The 13,173-nt window shown below is 63.1% G+C and carries 13 protein-coding genes; 7 read left to right on the plus strand and 6 right to left on the minus strand.

The features are described 5' to 3' along the window. Positions 1 to 11: 11 nt before the first annotated feature. Positions 12 to 1,367 (minus strand): MFS transporter, encoded by a 1,356-nt coding sequence (locus OO306_RS19805; protein WP_265969678.1) that lies wholly within the window; start codon positions 1,365 to 1,367, stop codon positions 12 to 14. 367 nt (positions 1,368 to 1,734) lie between these two features. Between OO306_RS19805 and OO306_RS19810 the strand changes: the two genes are divergently transcribed. After that, the gene (locus OO306_RS19810; protein ID WP_265969679.1) at positions 1,735 to 2,670 is read left to right on the plus strand and encodes a LysR family transcriptional regulator; all 936 of its coding nucleotides are present in this window, start codon (positions 1,735 to 1,737) and stop codon (positions 2,668 to 2,670) included. Here the strand turns inward: OO306_RS19810 and OO306_RS19815 are convergent. After that, on the minus strand, positions 2,652 to 3,521 hold the full coding sequence (locus tag OO306_RS19815) for a GyrI-like domain-containing protein (protein WP_265969681.1): 870 nt from the start codon (positions 3,519 to 3,521) through the stop codon (positions 2,652 to 2,654). The genes OO306_RS19810 and OO306_RS19815 overlap by 19 nt on opposite strands. 253 nt (positions 3,522 to 3,774) lie before the next feature. Between OO306_RS19815 and OO306_RS19820 the strand changes: the two genes are divergently transcribed. Continuing rightward, positions 3,775 to 5,469 (plus strand): alpha/beta fold hydrolase, encoded by a 1,695-nt coding sequence (locus tag OO306_RS19820; RefSeq protein ID WP_265969682.1) that lies wholly within the window; start codon positions 3,775 to 3,777, stop codon positions 5,467 to 5,469. A 112-nt stretch (positions 5,470 to 5,581) separates the two neighbouring features. Next, positions 5,582 to 6,112 carry an adenylate kinase gene (locus OO306_RS19825; RefSeq protein WP_265969700.1) on the plus strand — a complete coding sequence of 177 codons (531 nt, stop codon included), beginning with the start codon at positions 5,582 to 5,584 and terminating at the stop codon, positions 6,110 to 6,112. Between the two features lie 99 nt (positions 6,113 to 6,211). Here the strand turns inward: OO306_RS19825 and OO306_RS19830 are convergent, their stop codons facing one another. Continuing rightward, entirely contained in the window at positions 6,212 to 6,400 is a 189-nt protein-coding gene (locus OO306_RS19830; protein ID WP_265969683.1) for a hypothetical protein, read from the minus strand. Between OO306_RS19830 and OO306_RS19835 the strand changes: the two genes are divergently transcribed. Together OO306_RS19835 and OO306_RS19840 are read left to right on the plus strand one after the other, a co-directional pair. Further along, complete coding sequence (locus tag OO306_RS19835; protein ID WP_265969684.1) at positions 6,383 to 6,526, plus strand: hypothetical protein; 144 nt, start codon at positions 6,383 to 6,385, stop codon at positions 6,524 to 6,526. The two genes, OO306_RS19830 and OO306_RS19835, sit on opposite strands and share 18 nt — an antisense overlap. A gap of 47 nt (positions 6,527 to 6,573) precedes the next feature. Then, positions 6,574 to 7,293 (plus strand): alpha/beta fold hydrolase, encoded by a 720-nt coding sequence (locus tag OO306_RS19840; RefSeq protein ID WP_265969701.1) that lies wholly within the window; start codon positions 6,574 to 6,576, stop codon positions 7,291 to 7,293. Between the two features lie 697 nt (positions 7,294 to 7,990). Here OO306_RS19840 and OO306_RS19845 read toward each other — a convergent pair. Continuing rightward, complete coding sequence (locus tag OO306_RS19845) at positions 7,991 to 9,019, minus strand: LLM class oxidoreductase (RefSeq protein WP_265969685.1); 1,029 nt, start codon at positions 9,017 to 9,019, stop codon at positions 7,991 to 7,993. A gap of 23 nt (positions 9,020 to 9,042) precedes the next feature. Next, on the minus strand, positions 9,043 to 9,678 hold the full coding sequence (locus tag OO306_RS19850) for a glutathione S-transferase family protein (protein ID WP_265969686.1): 636 nt from the start codon (positions 9,676 to 9,678) through the stop codon (positions 9,043 to 9,045). 125 nt (positions 9,679 to 9,803) lie between these two features. On the opposite strand from OO306_RS19850, the gene OO306_RS19855 reads away from it, so the two are divergent. Both OO306_RS19855 and OO306_RS19860 read left to right on the plus strand, forming a co-directional pair. Continuing rightward, a complete protein-coding gene (locus OO306_RS19855) occupies positions 9,804 to 10,697 on the plus strand; it encodes a LysR substrate-binding domain-containing protein (protein ID WP_265969687.1) in 894 nt (297 codons plus the stop codon). 86 nt (positions 10,698 to 10,783) lie between these two features. Next, positions 10,784 to 12,145: a HEAT repeat domain-containing protein gene (locus OO306_RS19860; RefSeq protein WP_265969688.1), complete on the plus strand. Its 1,362-nt coding sequence runs from the start codon at positions 10,784 to 10,786 to the stop codon at positions 12,143 to 12,145. 10 nt (positions 12,146 to 12,155) lie between these two features. Here OO306_RS19860 and OO306_RS19865 read toward each other — a convergent pair whose 3' ends face one another. Next, positions 12,156 to 13,070 (minus strand): LysR family transcriptional regulator, encoded by a 915-nt coding sequence (locus tag OO306_RS19865; RefSeq protein ID WP_027596332.1) that lies wholly within the window; start codon positions 13,068 to 13,070, stop codon positions 12,156 to 12,158. Positions 13,071 to 13,173 lie beyond the last annotated feature (103 nt).

Consider the following 13,173-nt stretch of genomic DNA (forward strand, 5'->3'; position numbering starts at 1 on the left):
GTCCTGCTGCGTTATTTGGAAAGAAGGGTGGTAGCGCGGGCTTCGACGGTGTCGTCTTCGGCGACGGCGTTCAGGTCGATGCCGCGGGTTTCCCGGCCGGTGATGATCATCGCCAGCGAGATCAGGTTGATCACCGCGCACAGCGTCACCAGCGGCCACGGCGAGTTGTTCGACTGGCTCATCAGCCACACGGCGATCATCGGCATTGGGCCACCGATCACCAGATTGGCGCCTGTGTAGGCCAGTGCCGAGCCCGAGTAGCGGACCTGGGTAGGAAACGCTTCGGCGAAGGCCACAGGCTGGATGCCGCTTTGGAACTGGGTGAAGCCCAGGAACAGCCCCATGATTGCCATGATGGCGGGGACGTTCAGGGTGTTGAGGATTGGGAAGTAGACGAACAGGATCAGCAACGTCATGCACGAACCCAATGCCAGCGCCTTTTTACGCCCCCAACGATCGGACAGATAACCACCGGCAAGCGCACCGAAAATCGCGCACATGTTAGCCACCATCAGCGACATGAACCCTGTCGATTGGCTAAAACCGAGGTGCTTGGTCAGGTAGCTGAGGGAGAAAATCACGATCAAGTAGAACAGCGCAGCGGGTGAGCAGAAGAACAGCATCAGTCGCAGGATGGTTTTGTAATGGCTGCTCACGGCTGATGTGAGCGGGCTCTTTTCCTGTTTGAGCGGGGCCTTCTTCAAGGCCACGAAGGCCGGGGTTTCATCGACTTTCAGGCGGATGAAAATTGCGACGATTACCAGGACGAAGCTCATCAGGAACGGGATTCGCCAGCCGAAGCTTTCGAATCGCTCGCTTGAAAGCGTCGCTGCCAGGCCCATCAATACGCCGTTGGCCAAAATCTGGCTAAGGGGTGAGCACAGGCCGAGCATGCCGGAATAGCGCCCGCGACGATCGGGGGAGGCGTGTTCCAGCGCCATCAGTTGCGCGCCAGTGGACTCGCCACCCAGTGCGAAGCCTTGAATGATCCGCAGCAGCACCAGCAGGATCGGCGCCCAGATACCCACCTGGCCGTAGGTGGGCAACAACCCCATCAGTACCGAAGCCAGGCCCATCATGGTAACGGTGGCCAGCATCAAGTTGCGGCGGCCGAGTTTGTCACCGAGGTAGCCACAGGTAATGGCGCCCAGGGGCCGCGCGGCCAGGCCGACACCGAACGTTGCCAGCGAAGCGAGCAGGCCTGCGGTAGGTTCCATCGCCGGGAAAAACAACTTGGGCAGAATGGTCGCGGACATCGCGCCATACAACGTGAAGTCGAACCATTCCAGGGCTGTGCCAATGGTCGCGGCGGTCACCGCTTTGCGAGGCATGCGCGAATCATGAGGCGCGTCACTGATTGTGCTCATAAGGGGCTCGTCATTGTTTTTATGGTGTCGGAATACCCATACGATTCCGCTCGGGCAATGCAGTGGAAAGGAATCGTCGAAGTGAATAGACGTTAGCGCATCCTGCTTGCAGAATAATTATCGAAATCACGATAAATAGATAAGCCAGCCTTATGGTTTAATACCAGTCAGTTAAGCGTCATCGGCTGTAATTGGGGCTGCTGTGCAGCCCATCGCAGCGGTTCGGCGCCCCGACAAGCCAGCTCCTACAGGTGGGCGAAATTCACAAGAAATACGCTATTCCTGTAGGAGCTGGCTTGCCTGCGAAGGGCCGCGCAGCGGCCCCCTTGGCCCTAACTGACTGGCATTAGCCTTATGGGTAGCGATTATGGAACTGCGTCACCTGAGAGCCTTTGTTGTCGCCGCTGACCTGCAGCATTTCAGCCGGGCGGCAGAGCAACTGGGCATTGCACAACCGGCACTGAGCCAATTGATGCGAACGCTTGAGTCCGAGCTCGGGCTGACACTGTTCCGGCGGGAGAACCGCGGCGTGGCGTTGACCGCTGCCGGCGAGGCGTTCCTGCCTCACGCGCGGCAGTCCATCGAGGCCAGCGAACGGGCAATGGCCGCGGCCCGGCGTGCCAAGCGGGGGGAGGTGGGCGAAATCAACATCGGTTACCACTCGGCATTGTTCGAAGCCAATTTGCCGCAATTGCTCCGGCATTACTTCAGCACGTTCCCCGAGGTCAAGGTGTCGCTGGTCGACGCCGGTATTCGCGCGCAGTTCGACATGTTGCTCGACCACAAACTCGACCTGGCCTTTGCCCGGGTGTTCAAGGACCACCTGCCGGACCGTCTGCGCACCCACCCATTCAGCCAGTCCAGGCTCGTCCTGCTCATCCCGGACAACCATGAATTGGCCGACCGCTTCAGCGGGGACCTGTCGACCCTGCGCCACGAAAAGTTCGTGTTTCTCCAGGACAGCACCGGCATCGGCCTGACCTCCCACACCCTCCAGGCGTGCCGGCAGCACCAGTTGCACCCGCAGAACATCATGTATGTGCCGTCGCTGATGAGTATTCCCGGGCTGGTGGCCGCCGGCATCGGCCTGAGCATCGTGCCCGAAACCATGACCCGGCTGACCATGCCGGGCATCCGCATCGTGCCCCTGGCGCAAGCGGAAATGGTCAGTGAACTTTCGCTGATTTCACGGATTGACGAGCGTTCGCGTGCAGTGCTGCACTTTATCGAAGAGGCTCATGCGTGGGGGCTCGGCGGCCCGGCACCGGGCGGGCATGGCACGGCCTACTTCAGCGGGACGTAGATATCCGTTTGCCATTGCTCCAAGGGCGTTTCCGGGTACGCGCTCAGGTAATGGAAGAACAGCGGATGGTCGCGCAGCTCTTCGTTGCTCGACGGCAACCAGTCACGATAAAGCGGGTAGATGGTTTCGCCAATGTAGTCAGGCGAACCGGTATGCCGAATCACCGCACAGCGCCCTGCCGGGATAAGCCGTTCGTGCACGCCGAAATCGTTGGGCTGCACAGCCTCGTCCATCTCGCCGCAAACGGCGAAGCGGAAGGCGTGCGCCGGTGTGGTGTCGGGGTTGTCGTAGGGGATGCCGAAGGTGCGGCTGCTGGCCACTGGCGATTGGCCGCTGTGCATGCGCCATTGGCGAAAACGCGCGACGCTTTCGCCGACCAGTGCGGGCGCACCTCGGTGTTCGAGCGCGGCTACGCGGGTTTCGGTGAAATCCACGATACGGATCTGCATGGTGATACTCCTGGAACGATGGGGAACAACGAATACCGCACTCCAGGCCTGCCAGTTCGGGGCCTTGGCGAACACGCTCGGCGCCATGCCGAAGGCACGCTTGAAGGCTCTGGAAAAGGCTTCGGGGCTTTCGAAACCAGCGCCGAATGCGGCCTCCAGCACGGACGTTGCGGGCGAGGCGACCAATTGGTGCGCCGCGCGTCGAAGCCGCATCAGTTGCACATACCGTGAAACCGGAACGCCCATGAACGCCGTGAACTGCCGATGGAAGTGAAACGCCGAGAAGTTGGCGATGCGACTCAGTGCATTCACCGACAGGTCATCTTCGAGATGGTTGTCGATGTAGGCAAGCACGGCTTCGAACCGTTTTGCGTAGGTAGGGCTGTGCTGTGAGTCAGTCAACGAACGGAGCCTCTGGAAGGTGCGGTGAGCGCTAGCATCCTGTGTCCAGGCATCGAGGTGCCTAGCCGTGATTGCTCTTTCGGGGAGTTGTCTTGACCATAGCGTGGATGGCACCGAGTTTGCCGGTGCTTTCTGTCAGATCGCTCCCCCGTCATGAAGTGAAAAACCGCTGTCGTGCGATGAGAAGTGGCCGCAGCCACGGCTGCCTTAGAGTCGGAGCACAACACAACCGTGCCCGGAATCAAGAGCCGCCATGAGCAGATCCACGCAAACGAACGAGACCGTCACCCCCAGCCAGCCCCTGGCAGGCAACCCCCTGGTCAGCCTGCGCCCAGCCGACCTGGCCAGTTCAGCCGGCTACCTGCTCAAGGCCGTGGGCACCTCGCCGCTCAAGGCGGGTGCCCATGTGGGGGGCTACCTTAAGGCGCTGCGCGGCATCGTTGCAGGCAACACCAGCATCGCGCCAGACCCGAAGGACAAGCGCTTCGCCGACCCGGCCTGGCAATCCAACGCCTTCCTGCGCGCACTGTTGCAGAGTTACCTGGCTGGCCAGGCAGAGCTGACCCGCTTCATCGAGGCCACCGACCTGGCCCCGCTGGAAAAAAGCCGCGCCCGCTTCGTCGCAGCACAGCTGGCCGATGCCTTGGCACCGAGCAACTCCCCGCTGACCAACCCCGCGGCGCTGCGCAAACTGGTGGACACAGGCGGCATGAGCATGGCCAGGGGCATCCGCCACTTCGGCCAGGACATGCTGAACAACCGCGGCCTCCCGAGGCAGGTCGACAGTACGCCATTCACGGTGGGTGAAAACATCGCCACGGCCAAGGGCGAGGTGGTGTTTCGCTGCGAAATGTTCGAGCTGCTGCAGTTCGCGCCCACCACCGAAAAGGTCTTTGCCCGGCCCTTGGTCATGTCGCCGCCGCAGATCAACAAGTACTACGCCATCGACCTGTCGCCGGAAAAAAGCCTGGTCAAGTGGATACAGGACAGCGGCGTGAGCCTGTTCGTCATCAGTTGGCGCAACCCCACCCGCGAGCACTGCGACTGGGGCTTGTCCGATTATGCGCTGTGCCTCGATCAGGCGGTGGACGTGGCGCGTCGAATTACCCGTAGCCCGGATGTAAACATGTGGGGCTCCTGCTCGGGCGGCATCACCCTGGCGGCCTACCTGGGCTGGCTGGCGGCCCGTGGCGAGGGCCACAAGGTGGCCAATACCAGCTGGGCCGTGTGCGTACTCGACACGGCGTCGGCGCTTAACGACACCACCTTGGGTATGTTCACCACGCCGTCCGCCCTGCGCGCGGCCAAGGCCAGCTCCCGGCGCAAGGGTGTGCTCAGTGGCCAGGACATGGGCCGCATGTTCGCCTGGATGCGCCCGAACGACCTGATCTGGAACTACTGGGTCAACAACTACCTGCTGGGCAACCCGCCGCCGGCATTCGACATTCTCGCCTGGAACGACGACACCACGCGGCTCCCCGCTCAGCTGCACGCTGACTACCTCGACCTCATCCAGCAAAACCCCTACAGCAACCCCGGCACCCTGGAGATTGCCGGCGAGTTGATCGACATGACCCAGGTAACGGTGGGCGCCTATGTGGTAGGCGGCACTACCGACCACATCACCCCCTGGCAAGGCTGCTACGGTACTGCCCGGCTGTTTGGCGAGGACACGACCTACGTGCTGTCCAATGCCGGCCACTTGCAAAGCCTGGTAAACCCACCCGGCAACCCCAAGTCGTTCTACTACGCGGCGCCCGCCGCCGCCGAGGCGCCGGAAACCTGGCTGCAGCACGCCGGGGAGCGCCAGCAAGGCAGTTGGTGGCCGCATTGGCGCGAATGGATTGGGCAGCGTTCCGGCGAAAGCCTGGCAGCGCCAAAGAAGCTGGGCTCGCGCAAGTACCGGCCGCTTTGCCCTGCGCCGGGTACTTATGTCATGGAGCGTTGAGGCTGCCTTTTCGCCCTGACGCTGACCCGATGCCAGCCGTCGGGTTCAGCGTCTTGCGCCGGTCGGGTGTATAGTGCGGCCCCGAATTCGACGTGCATTCATGGAGGAACAATTGCGAATCTACATTACGGGTGCTTCCTGTGCCGGTGTGACCACCTTGGGTCAAAACCTCGCGACCGTGCTGGGTGCGCGGCATGTGGATGTCGATGATGCTTACTGGATGCCCACCGACCCACCTTTCACGACCAAGCGGCCTGTCCCTGACCGCGTGAAAGTGATCCAGCAAAAGCTCGGTGACCAAGATTGGGTACTGACCGGTTCCTGCATGGTGTGGGGCGATGCGCTGCTTGCGCACGTCGACCTGACCGTGTTCGTCGTCACCCCCACGCCCATTCGCCTTGAACGGCTGGCCGCGCGTGAAAAAGAGCGCTTTGGCGATCGGATTGCACCGGGTGGCGACATGCACGGGATCCACACGGCCTTTCGCGAATGGGCCTCGCAGTATGACGACCCTAACTTCTCGGGGCGCAACCGAGCGTGGCACGAGGCGTGGTTGGCAGAGCAGAAGTCTGCAGTGTTGCGGGTTGACGGAACAAGCAGTGCAGAGCACATGGTTGCGGCTGTTTTGCACGCATTACCTTAAGCAGATCAGTCACTCGAAGCTGGAGCGGGAGGGGCTTAGGCGGACCGAGTTGACGAGCATGCAGCGTCCTTATCGCGCAGAAGGGCAAGATCCAGGTTCTCACTGCCAATACAATCGCAGTACCGCCAACGACGCCACGCCAATCGCGACGGTGAACAGCATCGGCAAGCGCCATGCGGCAACCAGCGTGATGCCCAGCGCAATCAACTCTTCAGGATTGGCCTGGCGGTGGCGGTGGTCACCCGCTGCAGCTTGCCGGCGCACCTCAAGGTGCTCGACCTGCGGCACGGCCTGCCGGACCTGCCGGTGGCGGAGGTGGTACTGACCCGCAGTCGAGACTCCGCAGGTTCACGCGCCGCCGATGCGTTGTACACACACATTGCCGATGCGTTGCGCGACCCGCTGTGCAACTGATCAGCGTTGGCCCGTATGCTGCAGTCTGGATTTGCCTGGTGAAGAACATGCCCCCTGAAAACGCGCTCCCCCTGGTGTTGATCCCAGGCTTCATGCTGGACGAAACGCTCTGGGATGAAGTGGTCGAGAGCCTGCCCGCTACGTGTGAGGTCCACCGGGCCAACCTGCTCGAGGGGCAAACCCTTGCGCAGATCGCCCGCCATGTCGTGGCAAGTGCGCCGCCTCGTTTCGTCCTCGTTGGTTTTTCCCTTGGGGGCTATGTGGCGAGATCAATCGTGCAGCAATGCCCAGATCGTGTGGCTGCCCTGATACTGATCGCTACCTCCCTGCGTGAAGATTCGCCCGAGCGGCAGAAAGCCAAGCAAGCGGCGGTCGATGCGTCGGCTCACGGGCAGTTTCGCGGTTTGAGCCTGGCTGCCATCAGGCAGTCGGTGCATTCGCAGCGTGCTGCGGATAACGCCCTGACTGGCAGAATTCGTGAGATGGGGACACGCATGGGGCATGCGGTATTTGCCACACAGTCGCTGCTGACCAGAGCGGGTGTGGGGCCTCATCAGATCCAGTGCCCGACACTTGTGATTGCGGCAGCGCAGGACGCGCTGAGGCAAGTTGAAGAGGCTGAAGCCTTATGCAGTCAGATCCCGGGAGCACGCCTCGAGATCATTCAAGGCTCCGGTCATATGATCCCGCTTGAACAGCCTCAAGTGCTGGCACAGTTGATGATGCAGTGGCTCGCGGCAATGCCACAGGCAAGCCCGCTTCTGTAGGAAAGCTCACGTTTCACTGTTCTAGCAGTGCCCGTGTGGGAGCAACTGTCTTGTAGTGGTATGCGGGTCTTCATCTTGCAACAACGCGATGATCCGGACGGTCACGCCATGGCGAGAGCAACCGCTACCAAAGCCTGAAAGTACAGCGCAGGCTCAAGGCGCAGCGTGATTTCTGTAGGAATGGGTTTACCCGCGAAGCAGGCACCACCTTGGATGGCACGGGCTTCGCCCGTGTTCGCGGGTAAACCCGCTCCCACAGGGTCAGCAACTCGCTTACGAACTTTGTTCTCTGCTCGACAACGCGGCCCAAAGGGCTGGGTGATCTCCCAGAGCATGGGTTGCCCCCAGACATTTGAACAAGCCCACAGGTGCGGCGCTAGCCTTGGAGGCTACACCGTTCGGGTGGGAAGCGGCGGTGCGGCGATCCGACTTGCCCCGCGAATGGGGCTACGCGGCGCATGGCACCGGCTTCGCCGGTGTTCGCGGGGCAAGCCCGCTCCCACGTAATGCGTCGATTTGTAGAAATTGCGCAAGGAAGTTGCCCCCACAGGTGCGGCGCTAGCCTTGCCGGCTACACCGTTCGGGTGGGAGCGGGCTTGCCCGCGAACACGGGCGAAGCCCGTGCCATCCACCGCGGCGCCTGCTTCGCGGGCAAGCCCCATACCGTATGCTGTGCATCTGCGTTGCCTGGCAGGCTTTACCAGTCTTGCGACTGCGGTGCAGGCCCGGCCAGCGCCGGAAACAGCGGCACTACCTCTTCGGCCAGTTCCTGAATGATTTCCCGGGCCGGGCGCCGCGCCATCTGCACGCCCAAGGCCGCATGATTGACCCCAGCCTCGCGCCACTCGCCAAGCAAGTCGATCAGCCCGTTGCGCCCGGTGCGCAGTACATAGCCGCCTTGCTGCGGCGTACGCGGGAAGTTGGGGTCGTCGTCCAAGTCGATCCATTCATTGGTCATGTGCGGGCGGAACCCCCCGCCCGGGATCGCTTCGCGCCAGGCGCGGATTTTTTCGGCCAGGCGGCGTGGGCCCAGGATGTTATGGGTGGCGTCGGGGTAGGTCAGCCAGCCATCGGCGTGCTCGCCCAGCCACTGCAGGGTCTGGCGCGACGAGCCGGTCACCACCAGGGGGATGCGCCCTGACACAGGCCTGGGCAACAGCCGGGCGTTACTGAGCTGGCCCAACGGCGACTGAATAGGCCCTGGGTGCTCGGCCAACAGTTGGCGGAAGTAGTCCACGCTGTGCGCAAAGCGCTCGCCGCGGCTGCCGTGGTCCAGGCCATACGCCGGAAACTCCACGGGCCGGTCGCCCGAGGCAATGCCCAGCACCAAACGCCCGCCCGACAAGGTATCAACGGTGGTGGCGGCCTTGGCCAGGTCGATCGGGTGGCGCAAGGCAAAGATCGCGCTGCCGGTCACCAGGGCGATCTGCCGAGTGTGCGCGGCCAGGTAAGCCAGATAGGTGAACGGGTCGAATACCTGACCGGCATCACCGAAGGCTGGGTCGAACAACGGCACATCGCGCACCCAGGCTGCGGCAAAGCCCAGGCGGTCGATTTCACCGACCAGCCGCGCCTGCCCGGCCAGGGCCTGCAGGTCGCCGTCATAAAAGCGCTGCGGCATGAAGATACCCAGGGTCAGGTGATCTGGGGCAAACATGCGCCGGTAGCCGGGGTGGTGGGCGAAAGCGTTGGCGTTGGCGCCGCAGGTGGCGGTTTTAGCGTTCATGGCTGTTCCTGGGTTGTGGGCGTTCATGGGCCGGTGGCCGGGGCAGGCAGGCGGATGCCGCGTTGCACGGCGGGGCGCTGCTCCACCTGCTGGTACCACCGCGTCAGGTGGCGGTGCGGGCTGAAGTCGAAGCCCACCAGGGCGGCGATGTGCAGCCAGGCGAAAGTCGCGATGTCCGCGATCGAGTAGTGGTCGCCGGCCAGCCATGGGTGGCTGGCAAGTTGCTGGTCGAGGACCGCGAAAGTGCTTTCGGTAAGGCTGCGGTAGCGCTTGAGCGCAGCCGGGTTGGGCGTGGCTTCGAAGCACTCGAAGTGCACGCGCTGGCCGAGCAGCGGCCCCATGCTGGCGCTGTGGTACATCAGCCAGGTGATCGCCGCCCAGCGTGGCTGCGGTGCGGAGTCGAGCAACTGGCCACTGCGCTGTGCCAGGTACAGCAAGATGGCGGCCGACTCGAACAGCACGATGTTGGCGCCGTGGTCGACTAACACCGGAATGCGGCCTGCCGGGTTGAGCGCCAGAAAGCCTGCTTGCAGATGCTCGTCGTGCTCGATGCGAACATGTTCCAGGCGATAGGGCAGGCCCATCTCTTCGAGGGCGATGGTGGCTTTGAAGCCGTTGGGCGAGCTGTCGGTATAGAGCACCAGTGACGGGTCAGGCATATCGAGTAACCTCAGGAAAACTAACGCAAGTTGTTTGGCCTGAGCGCTATGCTATGCAGATGAAGCAAGATACAAAAACGATTGCTTCTAACCTAAGCGTTAGTTTTTCTAAAGTGAGGAATGTAATGGGCGCCGTCTTGCCACTGCTTGCCTTGCGCGCCTTCAGCGAAACCACCCGCCTGGGTAGCTTGAAAGCCGCCGCCGAGCGCATGGGGGTTTCGCCTGGGGCCATCAGCCAGCAGCTTCGCCTGCTGGAGGACCGCCTAGGCGTCACTCTGTTGACCCGCAGCCGTCATGGCGTGCAACTCACCGAGGCTGGGGCGAGCCTGTACCCAGGCGTATCACGTGGCTTCGGCGACATCGAGCGTGCACTGCTCGACCTTGAAGCCCTGGCCCGCGCCAGCACCCTGACCATCAGCACGCAACCGTCCTTCGCTTCTAGCTGGCTGGTGCCGCGCCTGGCCAGTTTCAGCACGCTGCACCCCGGCATCGAGGTCCGTGTCGAGGCCACGGCGGCGTTGGTCGACTTGCACCGTGACCGTGTCGACATCGCCTTGCGCCATGGCCTGGGCGACTACCCGGGGCTGCAGTCGATACCCTTGTTGGCGCCGGTGCTGTTGCCGGTGTGCAGCCCGGCGCTGCTCGCCAGCGGCCCGCCACTGCATGCGCCTGAGGATTGCTTGCAGTACCCGCTGCTGCAGGATGCCGACCGTGCCGACTGGACGCTGTGGTTGCAGGCCCACGGCTTCGAGCCCGACAGCCGCAGCCGGCGCGGGCCGAGTTTTGACGAAGAACTGCTGTTGCTAAGCGCGGCCGCGAGTGGTCAAGGTATCGCCCTGGTACAGGCGCAACACGCCGAAGAGGGACTGCGTGACGGCAGCCTGGTGGTGGCCGTGGACCGGCCCTGGCCTTCACGTTTCGCCTACTACCTGGTCGCCCGCAAGGAGCAGTTGAAGCGACCCCAGGTGCGGGCATTCATCGACTGGATCGAGGGGCAGCTGGCTGCAGAAGCAGATTGAACCCGGCTCCGAAATCAGCTGCCGTGAAACCTGAGCCTTCGAATAGCGTCTGAAGCCCACACTGCACACACATGGAATACAAGGGAATGAATGTAAGCTCCATCAGCAACTGGTTGGGTCGGCTGAAGGCAAGGCAGGTACCGGCAGGGTCCTGGGCCGAGCAGCGGCGTAATGAAGCCCTCGAACTGATCGCGTCTGCCCGTGATGGCGATACGTGGATCACCCTCAGCCATCACGACAACGGCTTCGTGCGAGAAGTCGCGGTACGGGCGCTGTGCGCCGAGCAAACGCCGCAAGCCTTGCAGGCGCTGATCGAGCGGTTGAATGACTGGGTGCCGCAGGTTCGCGAACTGGCCAAGGCGGGCATTCAGCCTTACCTCACAGGCGCCCATGTGACGTCATTGTTGAGCGCCCTGGAATCAGTGGTGGCGCTGGCTGCGCGCCGGCGGGTCGATCATGCTGCCACCCTGGAACAGGTGTGTGCAGTGTTGCAGGGGGCGCAGGTTCGGCGTGAAGTCCACCTTGATTTTCTGACCCGGCAAGGCAAGACCGCGCGTTTTCTGTTTGCGCGCTTGCTGGAAGCCGACACCGAGCCTGCAACCCTGCTGCGTGATGCCTTGGCCCACCGCGAATTGACCGTTCGCCTGGCAGCGGTTGCTGCGTGCCAGGCGCTCCCCGCTACGCAAGCCGTGCCGCTGTTAGTGCACGCCTTGCCACACGCGGCTGCCAAGGTACGGGTCTGTGTGCTGCGGGCATTGCTGCCCTTGCTGGATGACCCGCAGCCGTTACTGCGCCAGGTCTTGCTGGATGCCTCGCCCGCGATCCGCAGCCTTGCGCGTTGGCAGGCGCCGCGCTACGGGGTTGACGCTGCGACGGTGCTGGCGGCGCGCCTGGCCGGTGAAATGCCCACCACAAAACGCGATTGGCTGGGCGTGCTCGGCCTTGGCGCAGAACTGCAGGTGGAACTCCCCCTCGCGTGGTGGAGGGCCGCCTTGCAATCGCGCTACCCCTCTGTGCGTTTTGCTGCGGTGCACCAGGCAGGGGAGGCCACTGCGGGTGAGCTGTTCGGCCTGCTGGGCGACCCTTCGGACAAGGTGTTCGCCGCCACCATCGTGCAATTGGGCAAGCTGCCCTGGGCGACCGTCAATGTCGAGGCAAGCGCCTGGTTGGACCGCCATTGGCATGAATGCCCGGCGCCGCGTCGCTTGGCGGTGCTCCACTTGTTGTCTGGCTGGCAGCAAGTGGCCTACCTGTTGCAGCGCCTGGACGCCGAGCCCGTCCTGCAGGCCGGCTGGCTACAGGAGATCAGCGGCTGGTGCGATCGCCAGTATCGGATTATCGACCCTGCCACCTCGCCAACCGCCCGCGCCGTGCTGGTGGCAAGGCTTCAGGGCCTGGTGACGACCGGGCTTGTTCGCGCGCAGCAGGTTGCCCGGGTTATTGCCTGAGCCTGCGGGCTCAAACGCCCCCAGCCTGGTGCATGCAGGCGTTCAGGTCTTCGAGGAACGCCCGCAGGATCGGCGGTGGTGACACGCCGCGCCGGGTGATTACGTCGAAGGGCGAGGTGAGGTCCAGGGTGTTCGCGCCCAGCCGGCGCATTTCGCCGGTTTTCACCCACTGCTCGGCGAAGTGCACCGGCAGAAACCCGATATAGGCACCGGAAATGATCAGGATCGCGGCCGCCTCGATGTTCTCCACGGTCGCGGCGGCCTTGGTGATGCCCAGTTGCTCCAGGTCGTATTGCTGCATATAGCCGCGCACCACGATATGGCACTGGCGAACCTCTTCAAGCAACCGGCCGTTCGCCGCCTTGCTGGCGTACAACGGATGGCGGCGGCCGCAGTACAGCCCCAGGGCTTCGTCGTACAGCGGCAGGTACGAAAGCCCCGGCACGCGCAGCGGAAAATGGCCGATGGCCAGGTGCAGCCGGCTGTCCAGCACACGCTCTTCCAGCTCGGCCGGGGCGCCGATGTAGATGTGCAGGTGGGCATCGTGCCCGCGTGAAACAAAGCGCTGGGTGGTGCGCGGCAGAGGCGAGGCGGTGTCGGTCAGGGTGGAGTCGATGATGCCCAGGTTGAGCTTGCCGCTGATGTGCTGCTTGAGCACGTCGGCATCCATGCAAAAGCTTTCCACCGCGCTGAGCAGGCGCAAGGTGGCTTCGTGGATGGCCACGCCCTGTTCGGTCAAGCGAAAGCCACTGCGCCCTCGCTGGCACAGCTTGACCCCAAGGCGGGTTTCCAGGTGCGTCATCTGTTCGCTGATGGTCGATTGGCCGGCGTTGAGGGCGGCCTGCGCCGCAGAAAAGCCACCGCACCTGACGATGGTGGTGAATACCCTGAGGAGCTTCAGATCGACGTCGTGGAGCTGGATCACTGGGGCCTCCTGGCGGTGCGTCACATCGCGCTGGCTGATATGAGCGTCCGGCCATTGTTTTTTTTCAAGCTAACCACGCCCCTGTGATCACTGCAATGCCCGG

The organism is Pseudomonas sp. DCB_AW, assembly GCF_026240895.1.
GTDB classification, from domain to species: Bacteria; Pseudomonadota; Gammaproteobacteria; order Pseudomonadales; family Pseudomonadaceae; genus Aquipseudomonas; species Aquipseudomonas kermanshahensis.